General features: G+C 55.0%; 28 protein-coding genes, 1 pseudogene and 1 riboswitch. Of the genes and pseudogenes, 17 read left to right on the plus strand and 12 right to left on the minus strand.

Translation table 11 applies throughout. From position 1 onward, the window contains the following. Positions 1-159: 159 nt before the first annotated feature. The 5 genes from manX (at position 160) to mntP (ending at position 4,356) form a co-directional block, all read left to right on the plus strand. A complete protein-coding gene (gene manX, locus BJF97_RS17825; RefSeq protein ID WP_004103303.1) occupies positions 160-1,128 on the plus strand; it encodes a PTS mannose transporter subunit IIAB in 969 nt (322 codons plus the stop codon). Between the two features lie 60 nt (positions 1,129-1,188). After that, entirely contained in the window at positions 1,189-1,989 is an 801-nt protein-coding gene (gene manY / locus BJF97_RS17830; RefSeq protein WP_004103305.1) for a PTS mannose transporter subunit IIC, read from the plus strand. A gap of 12 nt (positions 1,990-2,001) precedes the next feature. Then, positions 2,002-2,853, plus strand: a complete 852-nt coding sequence (locus tag BJF97_RS17835) for a PTS mannose transporter subunit IID (RefSeq protein ID WP_004103307.1) — start codon at positions 2,002-2,004, stop codon at positions 2,851-2,853. Positions 2,854-2,906: 53 nt separating this feature from the next. Continuing rightward, complete coding sequence (locus BJF97_RS17840) at positions 2,907-3,365, plus strand: DUF986 family protein (protein ID WP_004852044.1); 459 nt, start codon at positions 2,907-2,909, stop codon at positions 3,363-3,365. A gap of 198 nt (positions 3,366-3,563) precedes the next feature. Further along, positions 3,564-3,719: riboswitch (yybP-ykoY riboswitch) on the plus strand. A 70-nt stretch (positions 3,720-3,789) separates the two neighbouring features. Further along, complete coding sequence (gene mntP, locus BJF97_RS17850) at positions 3,790-4,356, plus strand: manganese efflux pump MntP (RefSeq protein ID WP_014229818.1); 567 nt, start codon at positions 3,790-3,792, stop codon at positions 4,354-4,356. A gap of 3 nt (positions 4,357-4,359) precedes the next feature. On the opposite strand, the gene rlmA is transcribed toward mntP, so the two are convergent. From rlmA to mgrB, 6 genes and pseudogenes are all read right to left on the minus strand, one after another. After that, positions 4,360-5,154 (minus strand): 23S rRNA (guanine(745)-N(1))-methyltransferase, encoded by a 795-nt coding sequence (gene rlmA, locus BJF97_RS17855; RefSeq protein ID WP_014229819.1) that lies wholly within the window; start codon positions 5,152-5,154, stop codon positions 4,360-4,362. 60 nt (positions 5,155-5,214) lie between these two features. Further along, a complete protein-coding gene (gene ftsI, locus BJF97_RS17860) occupies positions 5,215-6,960 on the minus strand; it encodes a peptidoglycan glycosyltransferase FtsI (RefSeq protein WP_032694114.1) in 1,746 nt (581 codons plus the stop codon). Between the two features lie 189 nt (positions 6,961-7,149). Beyond that, a complete protein-coding gene (gene cspE / locus BJF97_RS17865; RefSeq protein ID WP_001062678.1) occupies positions 7,150-7,359 on the minus strand; it encodes a transcription antiterminator/RNA stability regulator CspE in 210 nt (69 codons plus the stop codon). Positions 7,360-7,371: 12 nt separating this feature from the next. Then, positions 7,372-7,517 (minus strand): annotated as a pseudogene (locus BJF97_RS32745) (DUF2627 domain-containing protein). A 610-nt stretch (positions 7,518-8,127) separates the two neighbouring features. Continuing rightward, positions 8,128-8,418, minus strand: a complete 291-nt coding sequence (locus BJF97_RS17870) for a YebO family protein (RefSeq protein ID WP_004103312.1) — start codon at positions 8,416-8,418, stop codon at positions 8,128-8,130. A 74-nt stretch (positions 8,419-8,492) separates the two neighbouring features. Continuing rightward, the gene (gene mgrB, locus BJF97_RS17875) at positions 8,493-8,636 is read right to left on the minus strand and encodes a PhoP/PhoQ regulator MgrB (RefSeq protein WP_002911375.1); all 144 of its coding nucleotides are present in this window, start codon (positions 8,634-8,636) and stop codon (positions 8,493-8,495) included. A 159-nt stretch (positions 8,637-8,795) separates the two neighbouring features. On the opposite strand from mgrB, the gene BJF97_RS17880 reads away from it, so the two are divergent. Then, positions 8,796-9,035 carry a YobH family protein gene (locus tag BJF97_RS17880; RefSeq protein WP_004122000.1) on the plus strand — a complete coding sequence of 80 codons (240 nt, stop codon included), beginning with the start codon at positions 8,796-8,798 and terminating at the stop codon, positions 9,033-9,035. 44 nt (positions 9,036-9,079) lie between these two features. Here the strand turns inward: BJF97_RS17880 and kdgR are convergent, their stop codons facing one another. After that, positions 9,080-9,871 carry a DNA-binding transcriptional regulator KdgR gene (gene kdgR, locus BJF97_RS17885; RefSeq protein ID WP_014229821.1) on the minus strand — a complete coding sequence of 264 codons (792 nt, stop codon included), beginning with the start codon at positions 9,869-9,871 and terminating at the stop codon, positions 9,080-9,082. Positions 9,872-10,048: 177 nt separating this feature from the next. On the opposite strand from kdgR, the gene BJF97_RS17890 reads away from it, so the two are divergent. Further along, positions 10,049-11,422, plus strand: coding sequence for an MFS transporter (locus BJF97_RS17890; RefSeq protein WP_014229822.1), 1,374 nt, complete (start codon positions 10,049-10,051; stop codon positions 11,420-11,422). 170 nt (positions 11,423-11,592) lie between these two features. Beyond that, the gene (tnpA, locus tag BJF97_RS17895) at positions 11,593-12,027 is read left to right on the plus strand and encodes an IS200/IS605 family transposase (RefSeq protein ID WP_014228411.1); all 435 of its coding nucleotides are present in this window, start codon (positions 11,593-11,595) and stop codon (positions 12,025-12,027) included. Positions 12,028-12,123: 96 nt separating this feature from the next. Here tnpA and htpX read toward each other — a convergent pair whose 3' ends face one another. From htpX to BJF97_RS17915, 4 genes are all read right to left on the minus strand, one after another. Then, positions 12,124-13,005, minus strand: coding sequence for a protease HtpX (gene htpX / locus BJF97_RS17900; protein WP_014229823.1), 882 nt, complete (start codon positions 13,003-13,005; stop codon positions 12,124-12,126). A 236-nt stretch (positions 13,006-13,241) separates the two neighbouring features. Then, positions 13,242-15,290, minus strand: coding sequence for a carboxy terminal-processing peptidase (prc, locus tag BJF97_RS17905; protein ID WP_032694908.1), 2,049 nt, complete (start codon positions 15,288-15,290; stop codon positions 13,242-13,244). Between the two features lie 19 nt (positions 15,291-15,309). Then, positions 15,310-15,993, minus strand: a complete 684-nt coding sequence (gene proQ, locus BJF97_RS17910; RefSeq protein ID WP_004852059.1) for an RNA chaperone ProQ — start codon at positions 15,991-15,993, stop codon at positions 15,310-15,312. Positions 15,994-16,090: 97 nt separating this feature from the next. Further along, positions 16,091-16,588: a GAF domain-containing protein gene (locus tag BJF97_RS17915; protein ID WP_014229825.1), complete on the minus strand. Its 498-nt coding sequence runs from the start codon at positions 16,586-16,588 to the stop codon at positions 16,091-16,093. Positions 16,589-16,720: 132 nt separating this feature from the next. Between BJF97_RS17915 and yebS the strand changes: the two genes are divergently transcribed. The 5 genes from yebS to BJF97_RS17940 all read left to right on the plus strand — a co-directional run bounded on the left by yebS (position 16,721) and on the right by BJF97_RS17940 (position 22,762). Then, positions 16,721-18,004 carry a membrane integrity lipid transport subunit YebS gene (gene yebS / locus BJF97_RS17920; protein ID WP_014229826.1) on the plus strand — a complete coding sequence of 428 codons (1,284 nt, stop codon included), beginning with the start codon at positions 16,721-16,723 and terminating at the stop codon, positions 18,002-18,004. Continuing rightward, positions 17,973-20,606: a PqiB family protein gene (locus tag BJF97_RS17925; RefSeq protein WP_032694909.1), complete on the plus strand. Its 2,634-nt coding sequence runs from the start codon at positions 17,973-17,975 to the stop codon at positions 20,604-20,606. Before yebS ends, BJF97_RS17925 begins: the two co-directional genes overlap by 32 nt. A 78-nt stretch (positions 20,607-20,684) precedes the next feature. Continuing rightward, a complete protein-coding gene (gene rsmF, locus BJF97_RS17930; protein WP_042934115.1) occupies positions 20,685-22,118 on the plus strand; it encodes a 16S rRNA (cytosine(1407)-C(5))-methyltransferase RsmF in 1,434 nt (477 codons plus the stop codon). A gap of 115 nt (positions 22,119-22,233) precedes the next feature. Beyond that, the gene (locus BJF97_RS17935; RefSeq protein ID WP_004852069.1) at positions 22,234-22,473 is read left to right on the plus strand and encodes a YebV family protein; all 240 of its coding nucleotides are present in this window, start codon (positions 22,234-22,236) and stop codon (positions 22,471-22,473) included. A 97-nt stretch (positions 22,474-22,570) separates the two neighbouring features. Further along, complete coding sequence (locus BJF97_RS17940; RefSeq protein ID WP_004122014.1) at positions 22,571-22,762, plus strand: YebW family protein; 192 nt, start codon at positions 22,571-22,573, stop codon at positions 22,760-22,762. On the opposite strand, the gene pphA is transcribed toward BJF97_RS17940, so the two are convergent. Beyond that, complete coding sequence (gene pphA, locus BJF97_RS17945) at positions 22,759-23,412, minus strand: protein-serine/threonine phosphatase (RefSeq protein WP_014229829.1); 654 nt, start codon at positions 23,410-23,412, stop codon at positions 22,759-22,761. The two genes, BJF97_RS17940 and pphA, sit on opposite strands and share 4 nt — an antisense overlap. Positions 23,413-23,576: 164 nt before the next feature. Between pphA and BJF97_RS17950 the strand changes: the two genes are divergently transcribed. The 4 genes from BJF97_RS17950 to BJF97_RS17965 all read left to right on the plus strand — a co-directional run bounded on the left by BJF97_RS17950 (position 23,577) and on the right by BJF97_RS17965 (position 26,448). Beyond that, entirely contained in the window at positions 23,577-24,521 is a 945-nt protein-coding gene (locus BJF97_RS17950) for a VirK/YbjX family protein (RefSeq protein WP_014838819.1), read from the plus strand. Positions 24,522-24,632: 111 nt separating this feature from the next. Then, entirely contained in the window at positions 24,633-24,776 is a 144-nt protein-coding gene (locus BJF97_RS34265; RefSeq protein ID WP_009651986.1) for an Ecr family regulatory small membrane protein, read from the plus strand. Positions 24,777-25,355: 579 nt separating this feature from the next. Next, the gene (locus BJF97_RS17960) at positions 25,356-25,907 is read left to right on the plus strand and encodes a Csu type fimbrial protein (RefSeq protein WP_032694913.1); all 552 of its coding nucleotides are present in this window, start codon (positions 25,356-25,358) and stop codon (positions 25,905-25,907) included. A gap of 22 nt (positions 25,908-25,929) precedes the next feature. Next, a complete protein-coding gene (locus BJF97_RS17965; protein ID WP_004852079.1) occupies positions 25,930-26,448 on the plus strand; it encodes a Csu type fimbrial protein in 519 nt (172 codons plus the stop codon). Positions 26,449-26,458: the final 10 nt, after the last annotated feature.

The following is a 26,458-nucleotide window of genomic DNA, read 5'->3' on the forward strand; positions in this document are numbered from 1 at the left end:
CGGAGCTTCATCACATTAATTATTTTTTCACTGTCTAAAATAATTCGCTGTAGTAATTACTTTATATCTTACACCCTTACTGAATCGATTTTGTTCGCAAGAGTGATTCAGGATGTATCAGAACAGATGATGCATTCACGATTATAAAGGAGGTAGCAAGTGACGATTGCTATTGTAATAGGCACACATGGTTGGGCTGCAGAACAGCTGTTAAAAACGGCAGAAATGCTGCTGGGCGAACAGGAAAACGTTGGCTGGATTGATTTCGTCCCTGGCGAAAACGCGGAAACGTTAATCGAAAAGTACAACGCTCAGCTGGCAAAGCTGGATACAGCAAAAGGCGTGTTATTTCTCGTCGATACATGGGGAGGCAGCCCGTTTAACGCGGCCAGCCGCATTGTCGTCGATAAAGAACATTATGAAGTCATCGCGGGCGTTAATATTCCGATGCTGGTCGAAACGCTGATGGCGCGTGACGACAACCCGTCGTTCGATGAGCTGGTTGCCCTGGCGGTAGAAACCGGTCGCGAGGGCGTTAAGGCGCTGAAAGCGAAGCCGGTGGAAAAGGCCGCCCCTGCTCCGGTTCAGGCGGCTGCACCGAAAGCGGCTGCGCCATTGAAGCCAATGGGTCCAAACGACTACATGGTTATCGGGCTTGCGCGTATCGATGACCGTTTAATCCACGGCCAGGTCGCCACTCGCTGGACTAAAGAAACCAACGTTTCCCGCATTATCGTCGTCAGCGACGAAGTTGCGGCGGATACCGTACGTAAAACGCTGCTGACTCAGGTTGCTCCTCCGGGCGTTACCGCCCACGTTGTAGACGTCGCGAAAATGATCCGCGTCTATAACAACCCTAAATACGCAGGCGAGCGCATTATGCTGCTGTTCACTAACCCAACGGACGTTGAACGCGTGGTTGAAGGCGGTGTGAAAATCACCAGCGTCAACATCGGCGGCATGGCTTTCCGCCAGGGTAAAACGCAGGTGAACAACGCCATTTCGGTCGATGAGAAAGATATCGAAGCGTTCAAAAAGCTGAATGCCCGCGGTATCGAACTGGAGGCCCGCAAAGTTTCCACCGACCAGAAACTGAAAATGATGGATCTGATCGCCAAGGTGAAATAAGTCACCCCGCGGATCGCAACGCAATTTTCAACTTAAGACTTAATCAACAGGAGAAGTACAATGGAGATTACCTTTCTTCAGATTGTGCTGGTGTTCATCGTCGCGTGTATTGCGGGTATGGAGTCGGTACTTGATGAATTTCAGTTCCACCGTCCTCTGGTGGCCTGTACGCTGATTGGCGCCGTTCTCGGGGATATGAAAACCGGTATTATTATCGGTGGTACCCTGGAAATGATCGCCCTGGGCTGGATGAACATCGGTGCGGCCGTTGCGCCGGATGCCGCCCTTGCTTCCATCATCTCTACCGTTCTGGTTATCGCCGGCCATCAAAGCATCGGTGCCGGTATCGCGCTGGCAATCCCGCTGGCCGCGGCAGGCCAGGTTCTGACCATTATCGTTCGTACCATCACCGTTGCCTTCCAGCACGCGGCGGATAAGGCCGCGGAGAATGGAAACCTGACGGCCATATCCTGGCTGCACGTTTCATCGCTGTTCCTGCAGGCCATGCGTATCGCTATCCCTGCCGTTATCGTGGCGATTTCCGTCGGTACCAGCGAAGTACAGGGTATGCTGAACGCCATTCCAGAAGTGGTTACCGGCGGTCTGAACATCGCGGGCGGCATGATCGTGGTCGTCGGTTACGCGATGGTCATCAATATGATGCGCGCAGGCTACCTGATGCCGTTCTTCTACCTGGGCTTTGTTACCGCCGCGTTCACCGATTTCAACCTGGTTGCTCTGGGTGTAATTGGTACCGTGATGGCGGTGCTCTACATCCAGCTGAGCCCGAAATACAACCGCGTAGCGGGTGCGCCTGTGCAGGCTGCTGGTAATAACGATCTCGACAACGAACTGGACTAACAGGTGAGCGAAATGGTTGATATGACTAAAAATACCACCGAGAAAAAACTGACTCAGAGTGATATTCGTGGCGTGTTCATTCGTTCTAACCTGTTCCAGGGTTCATGGAACTTCGAACGTATGCAGGCGCTGGGCTTCTGCTTCTCCATGGTGCCGGCTATTCGTCGCCTGTATCCGGAGAACAACGATGCGCGTAAACAGGCGATTAAGCGTCACCTTGAGTTCTTTAACACCCATCCCTACGTTGCGGCGCCGGTTCTCGGCGTAACGCTGGCGATGGAAGAGCAGCGTGCTAACGGCGCAGAGATCGACGATGGTGCTATCAACGGTATCAAAGTTGGTCTGATGGGCCCGCTGGCCGGCGTGGGCGACCCTATCTTCTGGGGTACCGTTCGTCCGGTGTTCGCCGCGCTGGGCGCAGGTATCGCCATGAGCGGCAGCCTGCTCGGGCCTCTGCTGTTCTTTATCCTGTTTAACGCGGTGCGTCTGCTGACCCGTTATTACGGCGTCGCGTACGGTTACCGTAAAGGTATCGATATCGTTAAAGATATGGGCGGCGGCTTCCTGCAGAAACTGACCGAGGGGGCGTCAATTCTCGGCCTGTTTGTCATGGGGGCATTGGTTAACAAGTGGACGCACGTGAACATCCCGCTGGTGGTTTCCACCATCACCGGTCAGGATGGCCAGACGCGCGTGACCACCGTGCAGACTATCCTTGACCAGCTGATGCCGGGCCTGGTGCCGCTGCTGCTGACCTTCGCCTGTATGTGGCTGCTGCGCAAGAAAGTTAACGCCCTGTGGATCATCGTTGGCTTCTTCGTCATCGGTATCGCGGGCTACGCTGTCGGCCTGCTGGGCCAGTAATCTACACGCTGTGCGCCGGGGGCTTGCCCCCGGCTTTTTTATTTGGAGGATGGATGACAATCACGGACCTGGTGTTAATCCTGTTTATTCTCGTTCTGCTCGCGTTTGCGATTTACGATCAGTTCATCATGCCGCGCCGCAATGGCCCCGTTTTGCTGGCTATCCCCCTGCTCCGCCGCAATCGCGTCGATGGCATTATCTTCGTCGGCCTCATTGCTATCCTGATTTATAACAATATTGCCAGCCAGGGCGAACTTATCACCACCTGGCTATTATCTGCCCTGGCCTTGATGGGGTTATATCTTTTCTGGATCCGTTCACCCAAAATCATCTTCAAAAAAGAAGGCTTTTTTTTCGCCAATATCTGGATCGAATATAAGCGTATTAAAGAGATGAATTTATCGGAAGATGGCGTGCTGGTCATGCAATTAGAGCAGCGTCGCCTGCTAATTCGCGTACAAAATATCGACGACCTGGAAAAAATATACAAACTTCTCATTTCAACTCAATGAGTTACAAATATAGCCTGCGCTATATTTTGTCATTCCACGGCGAATGGAATATAGCCGCGGCTATATTCCATTCGTTTAATTCGCCGATATTTATTAACGAATTATTCACTTCTAAATTTAAATGAAAATCGTTATCATTTGGTTAGCAAAATAACCTGACTCTGTTATTGTTTTATATTCTAAAATTATGTTAAGGTTGCGCCCGTCGTTGGGGAGTAGCCAATTTTCTGCCTGCCAGAAAATGTACGTGTCAACATACTCGTTGCAAAACGTGGCACGTACGGGTTGAAGAAGAACGTCTTCAATCAGGCGAGACCATAGACGCATCGCTGCTGTACGCGGCGCCTCATCTTCAGGATGGGCCGCGTATTTTTACTGGGGGCGGCGATGTGTCATATGGATTATCCCCGGTCAGGACGCTCTCATGAATGTATCCGCTACAATTCTTCTTGCCTTCGGCATGTCCATGGACGCCTTCGCGGCCTCTATTGGCAAAGGCGCCACTCTCCATAAACCTAAATTTTCTGAAGCCCTGCGCACGGGTCTTATCTTTGGCGCTATCGAAACGCTCACGCCACTGGTCGGTTGGGGAATGGGGATGCTTGCCAGCCAGTTCGTTCTCGAGTGGAACCACTGGATTGCCTTTGTGCTGCTGGTGTTTCTCGGCGGTCGAATGGTTATCGAAGGGTTTCGCGGCGGCAACGACGACGACTGCGAAACTCCGCGACGCCACGGTTTCTGGCTGCTGGTGACCACCGCATTCGCTACCAGCCTTGACGCCATGGCCGTCGGCGTTGGCCTGGCGTTTCTGCAGGTCAACATTATCGCCACCGCGCTGGCTATCGGCTGCGCCACGCTGATAATGTCGACGCTCGGTATGATGGTGGGACGTTTTATCGGCCCGCTGCTCGGCAAACGGGCGGAAATCCTCGGCGGTATCGTGCTGATTGGCATCGGCGCCCAGATCCTCTGGAGCCATTTCGCCGGCTGATCCTCAGGCGTCGCGCTGCCAGCAGTGAATGGCAAAATCGGTCTGGCAGCCGAATCCCACCTGTTGACGCAGCGCTTCCCGAACCGGCGGCTTAGCCCGCCACGCAAACGGCGTCATTTGCAGTAAAGCTTCCGCCTCGCTGCCGTTAAGCTGCATCGGATAGGCCAGCTGCTGCTGGTGACGTAGCGTAAACCCTGCCATCTCTTCCGCGTTTTGCTCGTGCAAACGCACTTCGTCGTATATCAACCCTTTCAGCTCCATCAGGTGACGAGGCCCCGGCGTCGCGGTGATGACCCAGCCGCCGGGGCGGACAACGCGCGCCAGCTCAACGGCATTGCAGGGGGCGTAAATACGTACTATCGCATCCAGGCTTGCATCCTCAAACGGTAAACGCTGGCTGGAGGCGACGCAAAAGTTGACCTGCGGGTACCGTTTTGCCGCCGCGCGGATAGCGGATTTCGACACGTCCAGACCCCAGCTGCGGCTGGCGATGGCGGCAAAAGCGTGCGTGTAGTAGCCTTCCCCGCAGCCGATGTCCAGTAAATCGGTCGGAGCGAAAGTGTGCAGATAAGCGCAGATCGCGTCGCGAAGCGGCTGATAATGACCCGCATCGAGAAACGCCCGCCGGGCCTGCATCATTTCAGCGCTGTCGCCCGGATCGCGGGAGCGCTTAAACTGCACCGGCAGTAAATTGACGTACCCTTCCTTCGCCAGATCGAACTGATGCCGCTGCGGGCAGATAAAGCTATTATCGCGGCGCTCAAGCGGCGCGTGGCAAAGTGGGCAACTGTAAGACATGGCAACTCCGGTGTGCTGAAAGGGCGAAAGTGTAGCGCTATTCGCCCCTCCAGGCCACCGTTACAGCGCAGGCGGCAGCACGCCGTCATGATGCATGACGATCAGGTTTTCAGAACCCTGCGGCATCCCATCTGGCATCACGTTTTCCAGGCGCAGGACATCGCCCATGATCTGGCTGAATACCGGCGCCGACACTGCCCCACCGTAATACGAACCGTTGCTGGGGTCGTTCATCACCACTACCAGCGCAAATTTTGGGTTACTGGCGGGCGCCACCCCTGCGGTGTAGGCCACGTATTTGTCGATATATTTCCCGTCAGGACCAATTTTCTTGGCGGTACCGGTTTTTACCGCCACCCGATAGTCGCGCACCGCCGCTTTGGTGCCCCCGCCGCCCGGCAAGGCAACGCTCTCCATCATATGTTCGACTTCATGCACAATCTGCTCCGGCATCACTCGGGTGCCCATGACCGGCGGATCGATACGCGTGATCGATAGCGGACGCTCAATACCGTAGCTGCCAATAGTTGCGTAAACGTGCGCCAGCTGAAGCGGCGTAACCATCAGGCCGTAACCGAAGGCGAATGTCGCCCGGTCCAGCTGTCCCCAGTAGCGACGCTGCGGCATCAGCCCGGCGCTTTCACCGGTTAATCCCAGACCGGTAGAGTCGCCGAAACCGAACGCTTTATAGGTATCGATAAGATGTTGAATCGGCATGGCCAGCGACAAATGTGAAACGCCGGTATCGCTGGATTTTTGCAGAATGCCGGTGAGGGACAGCTCAGGGTAGTAACCGACGTCGCGAATACGATGACCGTCGAGGGTAAACGGATGGGTATCCACCACGCTATCCGGCTGAACAATGCCCTGCTGGAGCGCGGTCATCAGCACCAGCGGCTTAACCGTCGACCCCGGCTCGAAAGTATCGCTAATCGCGCGATTGCGGAAATCATCCAGCTTCGCGTCATCGCGATTATTAGGGTTGAAATCGGGGTAGCTGGCCATCGACAGGATTTCCCCGGTATCAATTTTAATTAATACCGCCGCCCCTGATTCCGCTTTGTTCCAGCGCACGGCGTTATCCAGCGCGTCCTCGGTCACCGTTTGCAGACGCTCATCGATACTGAGCTGCAAATTGTGGGCCGGGACCGCCGGGACTTCGGTGATATTTTCGATGACGTTGCCGTGCCGGTCTTTGCGCACCAAACGGCGCCCGGGCTGACCGGTTAGCTGGGCATTAAAGCTTTTCTCTACCCCCTCGATTCCTTGATTATCGATATTGGTAAAGCCCAGCAGATTAGCCGCAACGTGCCCCGCGGGATAAAAACGACGCGACTCATCGCGCAGATTAATCCCCGGCAGGTGCAGCTTGTCGATCCACTCCGCCTGCTCCGGGTTTATCTGACGCGCCAGATAGAGAAAACGCGCATGAGGATGCGTCTGCACGCGATGGGCAAGCTCGCTAAGGTTGAGGTGTAAAGCTTGCGCCATCGCCTGCCAGCGCGGGCCATACCCGACGCCGCCTTTTGCGAGAGTTGTTTGCGGATCGATCCAGATGGCGCTCACCGGCACGCTAACCGCCAGCGGGCGGCCCTCGCGATCGCTAATCATGCCGCGCTGCACGTCGATAGGCTCTTCGCGCAAGGAGCGCATATCTTCTTGTTTAACCAAATTGTCGGGAGAGACAATTTGCAGCCAGCCTACCCGGGCCAGCAGCAGACCCATACAGCAAAGAATGGCCACGCATAACAACCCAAACCGTAAAGGGGTAAAGTTAGCGGCTGACTTAAGTTTGTTCTTTTGCACCTTAGCTCCATCATTATTTTGCAACCACCTGATTTAACAGATATATACAAAACAGGTTGCTAAACAGTGCTAATAAGGATGTTGTTTTGCAACAAAGCGCAACAGAGGGAGGAAAAATGACATGATTTGCAATAAAGACTAAAAAGCCCCGCGGCTGCGAGGCTTTCTTACAAGATTCAGTGGTCTAAATCAGATAGCAGTTACGTTAACTGCAGCTGGACCTTTCTGGCCGTCCTGAATTTCGAACTCAACGTTCTGGCCTTCAGCCAGAGTCTTGAAGCCGTTACCCTGGATAGCGGAGAAGTGTACGAACACATCTTTGCTGCCATCAGCCGGAGTAATGAAGCCAAAACCTTTAGACTCGTTGAACCACTTAACTTGACCTTTAATCTTTGCCATTTGCAAAATTCCTTAGACTGTTTTCTTCGCCCGTGGGGCACTTACATAGATAAAACTGACACATGACTGCATGAGGCACTAATATAAGGTTCGGCAGAGAAGCGGTATTCAACGACAACGTGTTTACTCAGGACTTCTTTACTGAAAATGCCACACATAAACAGAACTGTACCTCGTTTAACCCGAAAGGTGTTATCACATACTACGTAAATAATGGCAAGCCATTTTTAGACGGCTCTCGATCGCTCGCACAAATTATAAGGGAATCATTTGATCACCTGCACATTTATGCGACTTTGCTTCCTCTGGCTTATCCTTCTCCCTCCGCGCTGGCGCCGCTGAGACGGCCCCCTGCCTGGGAGTTTATCGACCATTGCTCAATGACTTCAGCTTGCCGGGCCCCGCGTAGAGCCAAACTGCCAATTTTAGGGGGAGTCAGAAATCATTGCATAAAGATGCATTTAAAAGCTCATATCGATAGTTGAAAAATTGCTTTACCGGCCCATGGCATAATATCGAAGCGCGTTAATTGAAGTACTTAAAATATTGTCTATACTTCACGGCAATAATGAACGCCTGATGACAGTCAGGTCTTTCCTGTTCTTTTATTTGATGAATTAAACAAACTAATTAAAGAGAGCATAAACGCGCCGCCTCCGCTTGCCGGTGGGCAGGTTTACGGTCGGAAGAGAATTTATCGATAAGGGTACGTTATACACCGGGGGAGATACAGGCGCACACCGTCACGATGTACACCTGACAATCAGATTAGCGCTCTGCGACCAGACGAATGAAGTCGTCGTCGCCTTTCCCCTTCTCGGCGATGGAAGGTTCTGCGGCACTCTCCTTCTCTGGCTCATTGGCCTCGCAGAGACGGCGCAGCAGCGCGTTTTGCCGCTTTTGCTGATCCAGCAGCGCCTGCAGCAGCGCTATCTGCTCATTAGCGCGCGAGCTGGCGCGATTAACAAAAAACCATAACAACAGGCCGACAAGCAACAGCACAACTGAAAGCGCCACGGATGCCAGGCTTACAATCCCAGGATTTAGTAACTCACTCATTTCACCACCTCAAAGAGAAGGCGTTTATTCTACCACCCGCGCGGCAGAAGAAAATCAGTCATATTAAAAATGTCTTACCAGGGAATAAATTTATTGATAGTGCAGATGCCGCTGAAGAACTGTACATCCTGATCGCACATTACGTTAAGCATCTGAGTCCATAGCAGTAAACAACCTGCGATGATGACTATCAGCAAAACCCAGCGTAATTTTTTCACTCCACACTCCGCATCAGTATCAGATGTCGCCAGGATAGCATGACCTTCTTAAACCGCGGCTAACTGTAATACGAAAGGCAAGTTTAGGAATCATAGACTTGTTTCAAACGATGTTCATGCCAGAATGGACGCAAGGATAATACAAATAATGAGGCAACAATGCGATTGATCATTCGTACCATTGTGGTGCTGGCTATCTTGTGGATTGGCGTATTATTAAGCGGCTACGGCGTATTAATGGGCAGCAGCGAGAATGCCGGGGGGCTGGGATTGCAGTGTAAATATCTCACGGCTCGCGGCATCAGTACCGCACAATATGTTCATTCCAGCAGCGGTATTATCGGCATTACCGATTGCCCTATCCTGCGAAAAAGCGCCACGGTAGTCGATAACGGCTAGTCACGAACGGGCTACATACACTGTAGCCCGATTTACGCACAAGGTCAGAACGGATAATCGTTGTAGCCCATCTGTTCTGAAATTTTACGCGCCGCCGTGTGCAGCATCGCCACGTACTCGTTCAGGCGCTCCTCCGAGAAACGCAGCGTCGGGAAAGAGATACTCAGGCCCGCGATAACCACGCCGAAGCGGTCGAAAACCGGAACCCCGATGCAGCGCAGCCCCTCTTCCTGCTCTTCGTTATCTTCGCCATACCCCTGCTCGCGGACCTTATCGAGAACCGCCAGCAGCGCTTCGGTGCTGGTGATAGTTCTGTCGGTGCTGCGTTTGTACTCCACCCCTTCCAGAATCTGCTCAACCTCGGCACGATCGCGCCAGGCCAGCAGCACTTTACCGATCGCGGTGCTGTACAGCGGGTTACGACGCCCGATGCGCGAATACATGCGCAAATTGTACATTGAGTCGATTTTGTGGATGTAAACAATACTGTCTTCATCCAGGGCGCCCAGGTGGACGGTCTCTTTCGTCAGGCGTGAAAGCTCGCGCATCTGAATATCAGCGCTGCGCACCAAATCAACGTTCTGCAAAGCCCGCGCGCCAAGTTCGAAGAGTTTCAGGGTCAGAGAATATTTCTCGGACTCACCTTCCTGAGCTACGTATCCCAGCGATTTCATGGTCTGCAAAAAGCGATAAACGGTGCTTTTTGACATCATGACGCGCTGGGACAGTTCGGTAATGCCAATTTCACGCTCTTCGCCAAGCGCCTGCAGAATGCCAAAAACCTTCAATACCGAAGAGACAGAATCTGGCTGTTTATCCAAATCTGCAACTGCCATTTATCACCTCATCGCAACTGTTTTATAAAAATTAGAACCGGTTTTTATTATAAATTCGCATCCCGCTACCCGCAATCGTTCTTCTGCCGATTCGTTACAAATCTGCGACATACCGCTGAATAATCAATGCTAAAATTATTAACCAGTTAATAGTTCCCGATAAGATACAGACTTCACATGGATAAAAACATCTCCGATGGGCTGCCTTTACCGCAGCGTTACGGCGCCATTCTGACCATTGTATTAGGCCTGGCGATGGCGGTGCTGGACGGCGCTATCGCCAACGTCGCCCTGCCGACCATCGCCAGCGATTTAAACGCATCCCCGGCCTCTTCAATCTGGATAGTCAATGCCTACCAAATCGCTATCGTTATCGCGCTGCTGCCGCTCTCTTTCCTCGGCGATATGGTCGGCTACCGGCGTATTTATAAAATCGGCCTGGTGCTTTTTACCTTCACCTCACTGGCCTGCGCGCTCTCCAGAAGCCTCGAAATGCTGACCCTGGCGCGCGTGGCGCAGGGGCTCGGCGGCGCGGCGCTGATGAGCGTGAACACCGCGCTGATTCGCCTGATTTATCCTCAGCGCTTTCTCGGCCGCGGGATGGGGATCAACTCTTTCGTGGTGGCCGTCTCCTCCGCGGCGGGGCCGACCATCGCCGCCGCGATTCTCTCAATGGCTTCATGGCAATGGCTGTTTCTGATTAACGTTCCGCTGGGGATTATTTCACTGCTTCTCGCGATGCGCTATCTGCCAGCTAACACCGGCCGCAGCAAGGTCACCCGCTTCGACCTGCCGAGCGCCATCATGAATGCTCTCACTTTTGGCTTACTGATTACCGCCCTCGGCGGGTTCGCTCAGGGCCAGTCAGGCGCGCTGGTTGCGGCGGAGGTTATGGCCATGCTGGTTGTCGGGTTCTTTTTTGTCCGCCGCCAGCTCAAAATGCCGGTCCCCCTGCTGCCGGTTGACCTGCTGCGCATTCCGCTATTCTCTCTGTCAATTTGTACGTCGATATGCTCTTTTTGCGCCCAGATGCTGGCGATGGTTTCGCTGCCGTTCTTCCTGCAGTCAATGATGGGGCGTAGCGAGGTGGAAACCGGTCTGCTCCTGACGCCGTGGCCGCTGGCCACTATGGTCATGGCGCCGCTGGCGGGATATTTGATTGAGAAAGTTCACGCCGGGCTGCTGGGCGCGATGGGTCTAATCATCATGGCCTGCGGCCTGTTCGGCCTGGCTTTACTGCCCTCCGCGCCGTCGGACCTGGATATTATCTGGCGAATGGCGCTCTGCGGCGCGGGCTTTGGTCTGTTCCAGTCCCCCAACAATCACACCATCGTCTCGTCAGCGCCGGCTCATCGCAGCGGCGGCGCAAGCGGCATGCTGGGGACCGCGCGCCTGCTTGGACAGAGCACTGGCGCCGCGCTGGTGGCGCTGCTGTTTAACCTGCTGGGCGATAGCGGAACCCACACCGCCCTTTTGCTGGCCGGAACGTTTGCCGTCGTCGCGGCCGCCGTCAGCGGGCTACGCGTCACGCAGCCGCGCGTCAGGCTGTAACGCAAAACCGGCATAAAAAAATCCGCAGCCCGAAGGTTGCGGATTTTTGTTGTCATCCCTAAACCACCTCCTAGGGAGGTGGTGATTGCTCCTGTAAGGCTATAGCCTGAAGAATGCCCATGTCGGAATATCTCTGCTTACTCACCACAAGTAAAAGGAGACAAACCGACATGGGACTTTACAGGAGTTCATCACATGTATATTGGCGTTGCAAATACCACATAGTCTGGACACCCAAGTACCGATTCAGGATCCTGAAAGATAAGCTGGGTAAGGAGCTGTACAGGACGATCTATATCCTCTGTGGAATAAAGGATTGTGAGGTTCTGGAGCTAAATGTTCAGCCCGATCATGTACATCTGGTCGTCATCATTCCACCAAAGATCTCGATATCAACTCTGATGGGCCATCTAAAAGGACGCAGTGCCATCAGGCTTTATAACCGTTTTCCACATATCAGGAAGAAGCTATGGGGGAATCATTTTTGGTCGCGAGGCTACTTTGTCGATACGGTGGGAGTGAATGAAGAAATTATCAGACGATATGTGAGGCATCAGGAGAAAACGGAACAAACGTATGAACAGCAGATGGAATTGCTAGAGTAATCAGCGGCAGGTGACAATAGCCCCCCTTACAGGGGGCATTCTCAAAAGCCACCTTCTCAGAAGGTGGTCTTTTACTTTCAGGGCCAGACGCGACGGTTATTTCAGGTATTCGCCGCTGCGCAGGGCTTCAATACGTTTATCCAGCGGCGGGTGAGTCATAAACAGCTCGCTCATGGATTTCGCTTTGCCGTTAATGCAGAACGCCATCATGCTGCTGGCCTCCTGCGGCTCATAGCTGGTTTTCAGACGCTGCAGCGCGGCGATCATTTTCTCACGCCCTACCAGCTTCGCTGAACCGGCGTCCGCATGGAACTCGCGGTAGCGGGAGAACCACATGGTGATGATGCTGGCCAGAATACCAAATACCAGCTCCAGCACCGTGGCTACCGCAAAGTAGATCAGCGGGTTGCCGTTGCTGCTTTCACCTTCATCGCGGTTGCCGCCGAGGAAGCCCGCCGCAATCTGCGCGATAACGCGCGAGATAAAGATAACGAAGGTGTTCACTACCCCCTGGATCAGCGTCATGGTGACCATATCACCGTTGGCGATGTGGCTAATCTCATGGGCGATAACCGCTTCCGCTTCATCACGGCTCATGTTCTGCAGCAGCCCGGTACTGACCGCCACCAGCGACGCATCGCGGCGCGCGCCGGTCGCGAAGGCGTTAATATCCGGCGCATGGTAGATAGCGACCTGCGGCATAGCGATGCCCGCCTGGCGCGCCTGCTGCGCGACGGTATTCATCAGCCAGCGCTCGGTTTCGTTACGCGGCTGCTCAATGACTTCCCCACCCACCGATTTCAGCGCCATCCATTTCGACATCAGCAGCGAAACGATTGAGCCGCCGAAACCAAACAACAGGGCCATGATCAGCAGCCCGGTCATGCTGCTTGACTGAATTCCCGTCAGGCTCAGCACCAGCCCGAACACCACCATCACTGCCAGGTTGGTCAGCAGGAAAAGCGCGATTCGCATCATAATTTTCTTTTAACCTCGATTTAACAAAACGCACTATGCGATTACCCACATGGTATGGGTAGAACGCCAATTTTCAACCATCAGGCCCCGCTAAGTCACGAGAAAGACACAACTTTACATTTTGTAGCATATTGCTGACGCTGGGCAAAAGCGTTGACATTTTGTTGAAATCAGGCAATGAACGTTGGGAAAGGCGAGAAAGAAAACGGGCACAACTTAGTGTGCCCGTTGGGGGATTATTTACTGGCCGGAGGCTCGACCGCTGGCCGATCCTTTTCCTCATGGGCCAGGTCGAGCGCAATATGAACCGTTTCATCAAGATACGGGTCAGGCTCCTGGTAATCCTTCGGCAGATCTTCCAGTTTTTTCAGTAGCGGCTTGCCTTCGCGTTTCAGGCGATCGTTAACGCGGGCCAGACGAATCGCATCATCTTCTTCATTCTCCTTTTCACGCTGCGCGTAATTCAGGGAGACGATGTTGCGTTTGTCTTTCATCGCGTTATAGCGAGCAATGTCCTTCATGATGTACTGGAACTCAGGATCCTTGGCGATACGGGCATCGTGGCGCTTCAGCAGCTCGGGTCCGAACGGCGTCAGGTCACCATACTTCACGAAAGTTGCCGCATTGACGCTATCCCACGGCAGCGCGTTATCTTCATACTGCTCGCCGGTTTCACGCTCTTCGGTTCCGGTCGGCATCATGATGTCTGGCGTCACACCCTTGCGCTGAGTACTCCCGCCGTTAATACGGTAGAATTTCTGGATGGTGTACTGTACGGACCCCAGCGCCGGCCAGTCAGGGCGCAGCATCTGATCGTAAATGCGGTTCAGCGAACGATACTGCTGGACGGTCCCCTTGCCAAAGGTCGGCTCACCGACGATCAGCGCTCGGCCATAGTCCTGCATCGCGGCGGCGAAAATTTCAGAAGCCGAGGCGCTGAAACGGTCGACCAGCACCACCAGCGGGCCTTTGTAGTACACCACGCCGTCGGTATCGCTGTCTTCACGCACCTTACCGTTATTATCGCGAACCTGGACAACCGGGCCGGATGGAATAAACAGGCCAGAAAGCGAAACCGCTTCGGTCAGCGCCCCGCCGCCGTTGCTGCGCAGATCGATAACGATGCTGCTAACGTTCTGTTTCTCCAGTTTCTGCAGCTGAACCTTGACGTCGTCCGTCAGGCCAACATAGAAACCCGGAATATCCAGCACGCCAACCTTCTCTTTGCCGACGGTTTTGACTGACATCTTAACCGCGCGGTCTTCAAGACGAATGCGTTCGCGCGTGAGGGTCACAATCCGCGTTTTCGCGCCTTTACCCGCCGGGAGAATTTCCAGACGAACCTTGCTGCCCTTGGGACCTTTAATCAGCGCCACGACATCATCAAGACGCCAGCCGATGACATCAACCATGCCTTTACCCGGCTGGCCAACGCCAACGATACGGTCGCCCACGCTGATGGATTTACTCTTCGCCGCAGGACCACCGGCCACCAGTGAGTTGATCACCGTATAGTCGTCATCCATCTGCAGTACCGCGCCGATACCTTCGAGAGACAGGCTCATTTCGGTGTTGAACTGTTCGGTATTGCGCGGAGAGAGATAGTTCGTATGCGGGTCGATTTCACGCGCAAAGGCGGTCATCGCCAGCGAGAAAACGTCTTCACTATTGGTTTGCGCCAGACGGCGAATGGCAAACTTGTAGCGACGGGTTAGGGTCTCGCGAATCTCTTTATCATCTTTGCCAGCCAGCTTGAGGCTGAGCTGATCAAACTTCACCTTGGCATCCCACAGCGCATTCAGCTCGGCCTCATCTTTCGGCCAGGGAGACTTGCTGCGGTCAAGGTTGAAGTTGTCATTGCCGGTAAAGTCCATCGGACGTTCCAGCACTTTCAATGCATATTGATAACGCTCAAATCGACGCTTCTGCGCCAGGTTATACAGGTCGTAAAAAACGTCCAGCTTCCCGCTGCGCAGCTCATCGCCGATTTGAGTCTTTTTCGCGGCAAACTGGGCCACGTCGCTGGCTAACAGCACGTTATGGCTGTAGTCGAGCAGGTTCAGGTAGCGATCGAAAATTTTTGCCGAAAAGGCATTATCAAGATCGAACTGCCGGTAGTGAGAGCGGGTAAAGCGCGATGTGACGCGCTCGCTCACCGTCGCGTGCTGCGGCTCTTCTTTCAGCACGGGGATTTGATCGATCCGGGTGATATCGTCCACGGCGAATGACTGGCCTGCGATTACCAGCAGGCCCGCCAACGCGGTGAGCTTAAAGAATTTGTTCATGCCTGGCCCGGCCTCCGTTTCAGAACACCAGGTGTTCTGCGCGTACAATCATTGACATACCAGAAGTCAGCTGTACACGAACGCCATCTTTGGTGATTTCCAGGACGGTGGCGTCCATTGCATTATTGCCTGCTTTCACCTTCAGTGCCTGGCCAACGGTCAATACAGACACATCTGATACAGGGGTATGACGCTCTTCGCGCGGCGCTTTGGCTGCTGCTGCCGGGCGAGGTTTACGCTGCTCAGCGCCGTCTTTACGACGCGCCTGAGGCTGAGGACGTGGTTTACGCTCGCGACGTGCCCCCTCTTCCGGCTGGCCTGCTGCGGCAGCGGCTTCGCGTTTTTTGGCCTGCTGCGCTTCGCGCTGCGCCTGAACGCGGGCTTTTGCTTCTTCAAGCTGCTGACGGGCATGAGCAACGTGCTGCTCTTCCAGTTCGCCGCACGGGTTGCCGTCAAGGTCAACGCGGACTGCGCCAGGCTTAACGCCGTACAGGTAGCGCCAGCTCGAAGTATAAAGACGCAAAGCAGCGCGAAGTTGGGTTTTGCTGAGATTCATCTCTCCGCCAACGCGCTCAACGAGATCCTGAAAAATACCGACTTTCAGGGGGCGAGCTTCGCCTTCAGCGCTAAAACACTGAGGGAAACGTTCGGCCAGAAACGCAATGACTTCTTTACTGCTATTCAACTTAGGTTGATTTTCCATGAAATTTCCTGATTACAACGGACGTAGCCAACAAGCCGCAGGCATGAACAGGCGTCATTATAATGACGTCATCGGTAAATGCTACGTTATCCGTTGATTATCCTGCGACGCGGGTGAATATTTTTTGATAATCAGTCGCAGAAATGAGTTTTTCCAGATGCGCGACCAGTTCTGCCAGTCCCTGCTCATCTTCAGCGGTGAAGCGGGAATGCGCCGTGCTATCGATATCCAGGACGCCGATAGTTTGATTGTTCACCCGTAACGGGAAGACAATTTCCGAATTACTGGCGGCGTCACAGGCGATGTGCCCATCAAACGCGTGAACATCCTCTACCCGCTGCACGCGATTCTGCGCGACGGCAGTCCCGCATACGCCGCGTCCGACCGGAATCCGCACGCAGGCCAGCTTGCCCTGGAACGGGCCAAGCACCAGCGTGTCACCTTCCAGAAGATAGAAACCGGCCCAGTTCACGTCGGTCAGCCGCTCGAACAGCAGCGCGCTGGTATTTGAAATCATCGCCAGAAAACTGGTTTCGCCTGCCATTAACGCCTGAAAATCGCGGTTCAAATCCGCGTAGAATTCTGATTTGTTCATTATTTGGTCGCTTAGTTGTCTTACTACCTTACACTTACAGCCTAATAAAATAAGCTTTAAATGCATTCATGCTCAAGATGAATTCATTCCTGAGTTAAGATAGAGAGATACACTCATTTCTGTAAGCTATAAATGCCACTAAAAACACCCAGGATTACGCCAGCAAAAAAAATGATCGTCTACTCGGTCAGCGCCCCCGTTGAGCACGCTCACTATCAGCGCTGTCCGCAGTGCGACCTGCTGTTTCGTTTACCGGTCCTTAAAAAGAATCAAAGCGCCTGGTGTCCCCGCTGCAACGCCAAAGTGCGCGATGGCCGCGACTGGTCGCTTACCCGGCTGGGCAGCATGGCAATCGCGATGCTGTTGCTGATGCCTTTTGCCTGGAGCGAACCGCTGCTGCGTTTGCATCTGCTGGGCGTGCGTATCGACGCTAACGTCCTTCAGGGCATCTGGCAAATGACCGGCCAGGGCGATCCGCTCACGGCGGCGATGGTGCTATTTTGCGCGGTCGTGGCGCCGGTGCTGCTGGTGGTCTCAATCGCCTATCTGTGGCTGGGCAACGTGCTGGGCATGAATCTGCGCCCGATACTGCTGATGCTGGAGCGGCTCAAAGAGTGGGTGATGCTGGATATTTACCTGGTCGGCATCGGCGTCGCCTCCATTAAGGTGCAGGATTACGCCTTCCTGCAGCCGGGCATCGGGCTTATCGCCTATATCTCCCTCACCCTGCTCAGTATCCTGACGCTTATCCATATGAACGTTGAGGAGCTCTGGGAGCGTTTTTACCCCCAGCGCCCGGCGCTGCGGCCGGATGAAAACCTGCAGGTTTGCCTCGGCTGCCATTATACCGGCCATCGCGATTCGCGCGGCCGCTGCCGTCGCTGCCACACTCCCCTGCGCCACAGACGCCGCCAGAGCCTGCAAAAGAGCTGGGCTGCGCTGATTGCGTCAATGGTTTTCCTGCTGCCTGCCAACCTGCTGCCGATCTCGATTATCTACGTCAACGGCGCACGTCAGGATGACACCATCCTTTCCGGCATTATGTCGCTGGCCAGCAGCAACGTCGCTATCGCCGGCGTCGTGTTCATCGCCAGTATTCTGGTCCCATTCACCAAAGTAATTGTATTGTTTACGCTGCTGGTCAGCATACAATTCAAGTGTGAACAGGGGTTACGTACCCGCATCCTGCTACTGCGGCTGATTACCTGGATCGGCCGCTGGTCTATGTTGGATCTTTTTGTCATCGCATTAACCATGTCGCTGATCAACCGCGATCAGCTCCTCGCGTTTACGATGGGGCCCGCCGCGGTCTATTTTGGCGCCGCGGTAATATTAACTATCCTTGCTGTTGAATGGCTGGACAGCCGCTTACTTTGGGACGCACATGAGTCAGGAAACGCCCGCTTCGCCGACTGAAGCCAAAATTAAAACTAAACGCCGTATCTCGCCATTTTGGCTGCTGCCGGTCATCGCGCTGCTGATTGCCGGCTGGCTGATATGGACCAGCTACCAGGATCGCGGTACGACGATCGTTATCGACTTCCAGTCCGCTAACGGTATCGTCCCTGGCCGCACGCCTATCCGCTATCAGGGGGTAGAAGTCGGTACGGTGGAGAACATCTCGCTGAGTAAAGATCTGAGCAAAATTGAGGTTTCCGCCAGCGTCAAGGGCGATATGAAAGATGCGCTGCGCAAGGAGACGCAGTTCTGGCTGGTAACGCCGAAGGCTTCTCTCGCCGGCGTGTCCGGCCTGGATGCGCTGGTGGGCGGTAACTATATCGGCATGATGCCCGGCCAGGGCGAGCCCGAGGATCACTTTGTCGCCCTCGATACCCAGCCGAAGTACCACATCAACAACGGCGAGCTGATGATTCATCTCAAGTCAGCGGATTTGGGTTCGTTAACCAGCGGCTCGCTGGTCTACTTCCGTAAGATTCCGGTCGGCCGGGTATATGACTACGCCATTAATCCGAACAATCAGGGCGTCACCATTGATGTGCTGATCGAGCGGCGTTTCACCAACCTGGTGAAAAAAGAGAGCCGTTTCTGGAACGTATCCGGCGTGAAGGCGGACGTCAGCCTGAGCGGAGCGAAAGTCCAGCTGGACAGCCTCTCGGCGCTGGTGAACGGCGCTATCGCCTTTGATTCCCCGGATGATTCTCCACAGGCTCAGCAAAACACGGATTATCACTTATACGAAGACCTGGCGCACAGCCAGCGCGGCGTGGTGGTTAAACTGGATCTCCCGGATGGCGCAGGCTTAAAAGCGGGCTCTACGCCGCTGATGTACCAGGGCCTGGAGGTCGGCCAGCTCAGTAAGCTGAATCTCAATGCCGACGGGAAAGTGACCGGCGAAATGACCGTCGACCCGAGCGTCGTCAGCCTACTGCGCGAGAAGACGCTGATTCAGATGAAGAAGCCAAAAATCTCGCTGGATAACCCCAGCGTCAGCGCCCTGCTGACCGGCACCACCTTCGAGCTGGTCCCCGGCGAGGGTGAACCCCGCAACCAGTTTGCGGTGCTGCCTGCCGATAAATCCATTCTGGAAGAGCCGGATGTCGCGACCGTCACGCTCACCGCGCCGGAAAGCTACGGCATCGACGCCGGGCAGCCGCTGATTCTGCACGGCGTGCAGATTGGCCAGGTTCTGGAGCGCAAGCTGAACGCCGATGGCGTCACGTTCCAGGTGGCGGTGATGCCGGAGTACCGTTCTCTGGTACGCGGCGATAGCAAATTCGTGGTCAACAGCCGCATCGACGTTAAAGTCGGCATCGATGGCGTGGAGTTCCTCGGGGCCAGCGCCAGCGAATGGGTCAGCGGCGGGATCCGCGTTATCCCGGGCGACAAAGGGGCGATGCAAAGCCGCTATCCGCTGTACGCGAACCAGGAAAAGGCGCTGGAAAACAGCATGAGCGATCTGCCGACCACCACGCTTACGCTCTCAGCCGAGACGCTGCCGGACGTGCAGGCAGGCTCCGTGGTGCTGTACCGTAAATTTGCGGTCGGGGAAATCATCACCGTGCAGCCGCGCAAGAACGCCTTTGAGATCAATATCCATATCAAGCCGGAATATCGCCATCTGCTGACCAGCAACAGCGTGTTCTGGGCCGAAGGCGGCGCGAAAGTGCAGCTTAACGGCAGCGGACTAACAGTGCAGGCATCCCCGCTCTCCCGCGCGCTGAAGGGCGCGATTAGCTTTGATAACCTCAGCGGCGCCAGCGCCAGCGCGCGGATCGATAACAAACGCGTGCTGTATGCGTCAGAAACCGCCGCCCGCGCGGTGGGTGGGCAGATAACCCTGCACGCCTTCGACGCCGGTAAAATCGCCGAAGGGATGCCAATTCGCTATCTGGGGATTGATATTGGCCAGATCCAGTCGCTGAATTTAATTACCGCGAAAAATGAAGTGCAGGCGAAAGCGGTTCTCTACCCGGAATACGTCAATACCTTTGCCCGCGCCGGGACGCGTTTCTCGGTGATTACGCCGCAGATATCCGCGGCGGGCGTTGAACATCTGGATACCCTTTTCCAGGCCTATATCAACGTCGAGCCGGGACGCGGTGCGCCGCGCCGTGATTTCGAAATACAGGAAACCACGATCAGCGATTCACGTTATATCGACGGCCTGAGCATTATCGTCGAAGTACCGGAAGCGGGTTCGCTGGGTATCGGCACGCCGGTGCTGTTCCGCGGGCTCGAAGTCGGCACGGTGACCGGTCTGATGCTCGGTTCGATGTCGGATCGCGTGATGGTACAGCTGCGTATCAGCAAGCGTTATCAGTATCTGGTGCGCAACAACTCGGTATTCTGGCTGGCTTCCGGCTATAGCCTCGACTTTGGCCTGATTGGCGGGGTGGTGAAAACCGGTACCTTTAATCAGTTCATTCGCGGCGGCATCGCGTTTGCGACGCCTCCGGGTACGCCGCTGGCGCCGAAAGCGCAGGATGGCAAACACTTCCTGCTGCTGGAGAGCGAACCGAAAGAGTGGCGCGAATGGGGCACCGCCCTGCCGCGCTAAGCATAACAGGCTCCGGTGTCCGCCGCCGGAGCCTTTATGGTAAACTACGCCCCCTTTTTTCGTTGTGGTGCGCTCCCCGTGGCTCAAAACGCTGTCTATCTTCCTGAAGAATTCCTCGCTCAAATGCGTGCGGCAATGCCGACGCATCTCTCTTTTGACGACTTTATCGCCGCCTGCCAGCGCCCGCTGCGGCGAAGCATTCGCGTCAATACGCTGAAAATCACGGTGGCTGATTTTTTGCAGCTGGTCGCCCCCTACCGCTGGCAGCTCACGCCGGTTCCGTGGTGCGAAGAGGGTTTCTGGATCGAGCGTGAAGATGAAGACGACCTGCCGCTGGGCAGCACGGCCGAGCACCTTAGCGGGCTGTTTTACATTCAGGAAGCCAGCTCCATGCTGCCGGTCGCCGCGCTGTTTGCCGACGGCCAGATGCCGAAGCGGGTGATGGACGTCGCCGCCGCGCCGGGTTCTAAAACCACGCAAATCGCCGCCCGCATGGGTAATGAAGGCGGCATTCTGGCCAATGAATATTCCGCCAGCCGGGTTAAAGTCCTGCACGCCAACATCAGCCGCTGTGGAATCAGCAACGTGGCGCTGACCCATTTCGATGGTCGGGTATTCGGCGCCGCGCTGCCGGAATGCTTTGACGCGATCCTGCTCGACGCCCCCTGCTCCGGCGAAGGGGTAGTACGTAAAGATCCCGATGCGCTGAAAAACTGGTCGCCGGAAAGCAACGCGGAAATTGCGGTGACCCAGCGCGAGCTGATTGACAGCGCGTTTCACGCCCTTCGCCCCGGCGGGACGCTGGTTTACTCCACCTGTACCCTGAACCGGCAAGAAAACGAAGAGGTGGTCAACGGGCTGCTGGCGCGCTATCCGCAGGCGGTAGAAGTCGTGCCGCTCGGCTCACTGTTCCCGCAGGCCAGCGAAGCCCTCACCGAGGAGGGCTTCCTGCACGTCTTCCCGCAGATTTTTGACTGCGAAGGGTTCTTCGTCGCCCGTTTACGTAAAACCGCGGCCATCGACCCGCTCCCGGCGCCGGGTTATAAAGTGGGGAAATTCCCCTTCACGCCGCTTAAAACCCGCGAATCCGCCGCCGTGATTGCCGCCGCCGCCGCCGTCGGTTTGCAGTGGACCGCCGACCATACGCTCTGGCAGCGCGATAAAGAAATCTGGTTATTCCCACAGGCGCTCGAAGCGTTATTCGGCAAAGTGCGCTTTTCCCGCATCGGCATCCGGCTCGCCGAAACCCATAACAAAGGCTACCGCTGGCAGCACGAAGCGGTGATTGCGCTTGCCGCGCCGGCCGCTCCCCTGGCGCTGACGGAGGCCGAAGCGGAAGAGTGGTATCGCGGTCGCGATATCTATCCTGAAACGCTCCCGCAGAAGGATGATGCGATTGTCACCTATCAGGGCGCGCCGATCGGGCTGGCGAAAAAAGTCGGGTCGCGTTTAAAAAATAGCTATCCCCGCGAACTGGTGCGTGACGGTAAGCTTTTTAGCAAAAAAGCGTGATGGCGCGTCGAAAAACAGCATTTTTTCACTGGCGCTTTACGCCCGTTTGTCTACGCTGAAAAATGGCGGCCTTAACTGGTCGTACCACAACTCAGCAGACAAACGGGGTGAATTTATGGCCAAAACTAACGTACGTATCGGCGCGTTTGAGATAGACGACGCCGAACTGCACGGCGAACAGCAGGGAGAGCGAACGTTAAGCATCCCCTGCAAATCCGATCCGGATTTATGCATGCAGCTTGATGCATGGGACGCGGACACCAGCGTACCCGCCATACTTGATGGTGAACATTCCGTCCTCTACCGTAAGCACTACGATCGCCAGTCCGATGCCTGGGTCATGCGCCTCGCCTGACTCAATTGAACCCGTCGCCTGAGACGGGTTATTTATTTCCCCGCTTCTCCGTCATCTCCTACACTTAACGCTATGTTTTTCAGGATATGAGGCTCGGATGTTTGCCTTAGTGCTGTTTATTTGTTACCTGGACGGCGGCTGTGAAGATATCGTTGTCGATGTTTACGATAACGAGCGGCAGTGCACAACGGCCATGGACGATCAGCGGATACGCCACGGCGGCTGCTTTCCGGTAGAAGATTTTATCGATAGTTTCTGGCTTCCCGCCCGAGAATACAGCGATTTTTAGCCTGCCAGCTGTAGCGCCACCAGGGTTAGCTCTCCACCAAACACGGCCCCCGTATCGATATAGTGCTGGTTATCGCTGTCGTAGCGTCGTTTCAGCGGCGTATGGCCGAACCAGAAATGGTCTGCGCCGGCAATCGCGCCGTGACGCCCGGCGAGGTGGTCAGTAAGACGCTGCCGACGCCACAGCACCTGGTGCTCATCGACAGCGCGCTGCCAGCGATAAACCGCGGCGGGGTAATCAGCGTGGGCAATCACGTGCACCTGCTCACCGCTGTGGAGTTCAATAATCAACGGCAGTCGGCGGCAGCGGGCAATAAGCGCCGTAAGGCGTTGCTTTTGGCTCGCCGCACGCTGCGTATACCAGTCGCCTCCGTTCATCTCCCAGAGCCTCATATCGCCGTCGGCAAGCGCCTCCAGCGCCATCTGTTCATGGTTTCCACGCACCGCGTAAACCCAGCGATAGCGCAGTAAATCCAGACACTCCGCGCTTTGTGGCCCTCGATCGATCAGATCGCCCACCGAAAGAAGCAGATCCTGGTAAGGGTCAAACTTGCGCTCACGAAGGGCCGCCATCAGGCGTGCGAAACAGCCGTGCAGGTCGCCCACCAGCCAGATATTACGCCAGTCGCAACCGTAAATACGCTGATACATATTTCGTCCTCCTCGCATAATTATAGGAAAACCCCGCGGCTTCACCGCCCGTAAATTGGCACCTCAATCGATTTTAAACGAAAGCCAAATATAGTCCGGCCGGGCATTAAGCTCCCCACGATATATCCATAGAATAGAGGCTAAATAACACCGAGGTATTCATCGTGACGGATAACAGCCTGCATTCAGCCAGCGTAGTTGAGCGACGCCCAAATCTCATTGCCGATCTGGTGATGGGCCGGATCACACCCGCCCCCATCTGGCAACAACGTCATTACCGGCTTAAGTTTTTACTGCGCACGGCATTATTTTATGCGCCAACGCGCAGCATGCTGGAGAGCCTGTCGGCGCGTGCGGATTTCAATCAGCTGCTCGCCGCTCAGGTGACGCTGCCGGGCAAAGTCCATCGCCAGTATTTAATCCGCGGGTTAAACGCTAGCCAGCGCGCTCAGGCCATTATCAGCCACTATCAGTTCGTTGATTCCCTGGGCGCCTCGCGCCTCGCCGGGGCCATGACCGCAGCGAAAGATGTGCCGCTGCTTGAGCTGACAGGCAAAGACGACAGCCGGTTTACGCTCTCCGCTTCCTCGGCGGGCAAAGCCGAACGCGAGGGCGAAACGACGCTGTGGCTGCGCGATAGCGATGAGATTGTGCTTGCCAGCGCGACCTTTAGCGTCACCCGCCAGCAGGAGCAATGGCAGTTGACTATCGGCGGCCTGCAGGGGCCGCGCAGTACCGTTCCGCACGAAGTGATTAAACGGGCGACCCGCGCCTGTTACGGCCTGTTCCCGAAACGCCTGCTGATGGAATTTATCTGGTTAATGGCGGCGCGTTGCAACATTCATCACATTTACGGGGTCAGCGACAGCGGCCACGTCTTCCGCGCGCTGCGCTATCGACTGAGTAAAGGGCGCCATTTTCACGCCAGCTATAACGAGTTCTGGCACTCTATCGATGGGGTCGCCGACGGCGCCTGGCGCTGGCGCCTGCCGCTGCAGCTGGAAAGAAAGACGCTTGAGAGCATCGCCAGTAAGAAACGCGCCGAATATCGTCGCCGCTTCCAGCTGCTGGATGATATGGCCGCTCAGATGGCGATACTCATGGATTAGCTCTCCCGCCGCTTCGCCAACGCCGTTTAGCACAACGGCGTTTGCATCTTCAACGGCGCTTTAGTTACTATCATAACTTCGTTGTACTCCTTGCGGACGGCTAGTGAAGTTATGAGCAAAACAGAATTACTCCTGCTGGCTATCCTGTTGATTATTTTGACCGCTGCTCTGTGGTTTATTTTTAGCGGACAAATATGGTTTCTGGTGAGCTTTCTGGAAACATGGCTGTACCCCTCTTTTGTGGCGCCAGAATAAATCGTTGTCCATTATTTTCACGCCGCCGTTCGCCCCCTTTGCCTCCTTGACAATAACCCATAGCGCGGTCAGAAGAATAATCGCCAAAAAAGTGAAAAACCGTCTCTTATCTATTATTTCATTTGTCATACAAATGTGTATACTGGGTCACTTCCGATGTTGGCCCGTAAAGTTCACCTGCACTATGGGCCTGATTTTGTGCAGGTGTTTTCTCCTCGCCCTTGCTCAACGGCGCCTCCAGTGTCTATACCCGCCTTTTTGTCCAGATTTTTTGTTGCAAACTTTGCGCCAGATTGTGATTTAAGAAAAAATCGCCCTATTTTCACGCCCCTTCAAAACACAATCAAAAAACATAACACCAACAATTAATTAACAAAAAGAGTTTGCATCCACATAAAAGGCATAAACACAGAACAACAATCCAATAAAAAACACATAACCAGCCATAAATACAAAATTACACATATCTTGCAGGAGTAGTTATACGTTAACCAACAAAACCGCGGCACTTAATCGGTGACCAACGTCTATCGCTATATTGTTGTTTTTCTTCAGCGGCTTTCCACTAAGAGGTTCTCTATGAACGTCACAACGATCTCGCGCAGTCTCCTGGGCGGCTTACTGAGCGCCATAGTCATTCTTCAACCGGCTTCTGCAGCGGGAACCTTAAGCGGCCAGATTGGCGTCCAGGTGACGCTCGGCAGCGGATGCAGCGTATCGAATGTCCGCAATGGCGAAAACAACCGCTGGGGCAACATTAATTTCGGCTCCTATGGCGATTTAGCCAACTCCATTGATGCGGAGATCACCGGCAGCGGCGGCGGAAACGCCCTAACCGTGACCTGTACCGAGGATCTTGCCTCGACCCTGACGCTTGACGGCGGCCAGTCTGGCGATGCTGCGCTGCGCTATATGAAAAACGCCGGTGGCACCCAGCAGATTGCCTATCGGCTCTATTCGGATGCCGCCCGCAATAACGAAATCCTGCCTGGCGGCACGATACCTATCGTTGGCACAGGGAATCCACAGGCGATTCCTGTTTTTGCCCGCATTCGCCCCGAAGACCAGAGCGTCAACGCGCCGACAGCCGATGTGTATGACGACATTGTCACCGCGACCTTAGCCTGGTAACCGCATAAGGAAAATGGGCTTCATGCTTCGACCAGAGTGGCTTACATTACTTCTGCTTTTTACCTCGGGCGCCCATGCCGCCGTTGCCCAAAAGACGTTCAAAGTCTCCGCGCAGATAACCGCAGGCTGCGCGCTGGGCGCCGGGGACGGCTCCCAAACGACGGACTTCGGCACGCTGAATTTTGGCACCCTGTCATCGCTTTACAGCAACGTGGATGTCGCGAGTACAGCCGGCGCAGGTTCCATCATCGTGACCTGCACGCCCGGCACCGCTATTTCAATCGCCCTCGACTATGGCGTCAACGGCGGCTCAGCCACTCAGCGCTACATGTCGAACGGCAACAGCAGCACGCTGGCGTACCAGCTTTATCAGGACGCCAACCGCGCTAACGTTTGGGGCAGCAGTACGCTGGCCCTGAGCGTCGCATCCTTTCCGAGCACCACGCAAACCTACACGGTTTATGGCCGCCTTTTTGCAACGAATGGCTTCCCGGCGGTGGGCTCCTATACCGACACGGTCACCGTCACGCTGACCTATTAGATAATTCACA

Origin of the sequence: Klebsiella sp. LTGPAF-6F, from assembly GCF_001753185.1 — a bacterium.
GTDB classification, from domain to species: Bacteria; Pseudomonadota; Gammaproteobacteria; order Enterobacterales; family Enterobacteriaceae; genus Klebsiella; species Klebsiella michiganensis.

What these genes read in the sequence shown, in the direction of transcription:
- manY (WP_004103305.1), top strand. Translation starts at nt 1,189, where the DNA reads ATGGAGATTACCTTTCTTCAGATTGTGCTGGTGTTCATCGTCGCGTGT.
- BJF97_RS17835 (WP_004103307.1), top strand. Translation starts at nt 2,002, where the DNA reads ATGGTTGATATGACTAAAAATACCACCGAGAAAAAACTGACTCAGAGT.
- BJF97_RS17840 (WP_004852044.1), top strand. Translation starts at nt 2,907, where the DNA reads ATGACAATCACGGACCTGGTGTTAATCCTGTTTATTCTCGTTCTGCTC.
- mntP (WP_014229818.1), top strand. Translation starts at nt 3,790, where the DNA reads ATGAATGTATCCGCTACAATTCTTCTTGCCTTCGGCATGTCCATGGAC.
- rlmA (WP_014229819.1), bottom strand. Translation starts at nt 5,154, where the DNA reads ATGTCTTACAGTTGCCCACTTTGCCACGCGCCGCTTGAGCGCCGCGAT.
- cspE (WP_001062678.1), bottom strand. Translation starts at nt 7,359, where the DNA reads ATGGCAAAGATTAAAGGTCAAGTTAAGTGGTTCAACGAGTCTAAAGGT.
- BJF97_RS17870 (WP_004103312.1), bottom strand. Translation starts at nt 8,418, where the DNA reads ATGAGTGAGTTACTAAATCCTGGGATTGTAAGCCTGGCATCCGTGGCG.
- BJF97_RS17880 (WP_004122000.1), top strand. Translation starts at nt 8,796, where the DNA reads ATGCGATTGATCATTCGTACCATTGTGGTGCTGGCTATCTTGTGGATT.
- kdgR (WP_014229821.1), bottom strand. Translation starts at nt 9,871, where the DNA reads ATGGCAGTTGCAGATTTGGATAAACAGCCAGATTCTGTCTCTTCGGTA.
- BJF97_RS17890 (WP_014229822.1), top strand. Translation starts at nt 10,049, where the DNA reads ATGGATAAAAACATCTCCGATGGGCTGCCTTTACCGCAGCGTTACGGC.
- tnpA (WP_014228411.1), top strand. Translation starts at nt 11,593, where the DNA reads ATGGGACTTTACAGGAGTTCATCACATGTATATTGGCGTTGCAAATAC.
- htpX (WP_014229823.1), bottom strand. Translation starts at nt 13,005, where the DNA reads ATGATGCGAATCGCGCTTTTCCTGCTGACCAACCTGGCAGTGATGGTG.
- prc (WP_032694908.1), bottom strand. Translation starts at nt 15,290, where the DNA reads ATGAACAAATTCTTTAAGCTCACCGCGTTGGCGGGCCTGCTGGTAATC.
- proQ (WP_004852059.1), bottom strand. Translation starts at nt 15,993, where the DNA reads ATGGAAAATCAACCTAAGTTGAATAGCAGTAAAGAAGTCATTGCGTTT.
- BJF97_RS17915 (WP_014229825.1), bottom strand. Translation starts at nt 16,588, where the DNA reads ATGAACAAATCAGAATTCTACGCGGATTTGAACCGCGATTTTCAGGCG.
- yebS (WP_014229826.1), top strand. Translation starts at nt 16,721, where the DNA reads ATGCCACTAAAAACACCCAGGATTACGCCAGCAAAAAAAATGATCGTC.
- BJF97_RS17925 (WP_032694909.1), top strand. Translation starts at nt 17,973, where the DNA reads ATGAGTCAGGAAACGCCCGCTTCGCCGACTGAAGCCAAAATTAAAACT.
- BJF97_RS17935 (WP_004852069.1), top strand. Translation starts at nt 22,234, where the DNA reads ATGGCCAAAACTAACGTACGTATCGGCGCGTTTGAGATAGACGACGCC.
- BJF97_RS17940 (WP_004122014.1), top strand. Translation starts at nt 22,571, where the DNA reads ATGTTTGCCTTAGTGCTGTTTATTTGTTACCTGGACGGCGGCTGTGAA.
- pphA (WP_014229829.1), bottom strand. Translation starts at nt 23,412, where the DNA reads ATGTATCAGCGTATTTACGGTTGCGACTGGCGTAATATCTGGCTGGTG.
- BJF97_RS34265 (WP_009651986.1), top strand. Translation starts at nt 24,633, where the DNA reads ATGAGCAAAACAGAATTACTCCTGCTGGCTATCCTGTTGATTATTTTG.
- BJF97_RS17960 (WP_032694913.1), top strand. Translation starts at nt 25,356, where the DNA reads ATGAACGTCACAACGATCTCGCGCAGTCTCCTGGGCGGCTTACTGAGC.
- BJF97_RS17965 (WP_004852079.1), top strand. Translation starts at nt 25,930, where the DNA reads ATGCTTCGACCAGAGTGGCTTACATTACTTCTGCTTTTTACCTCGGGC.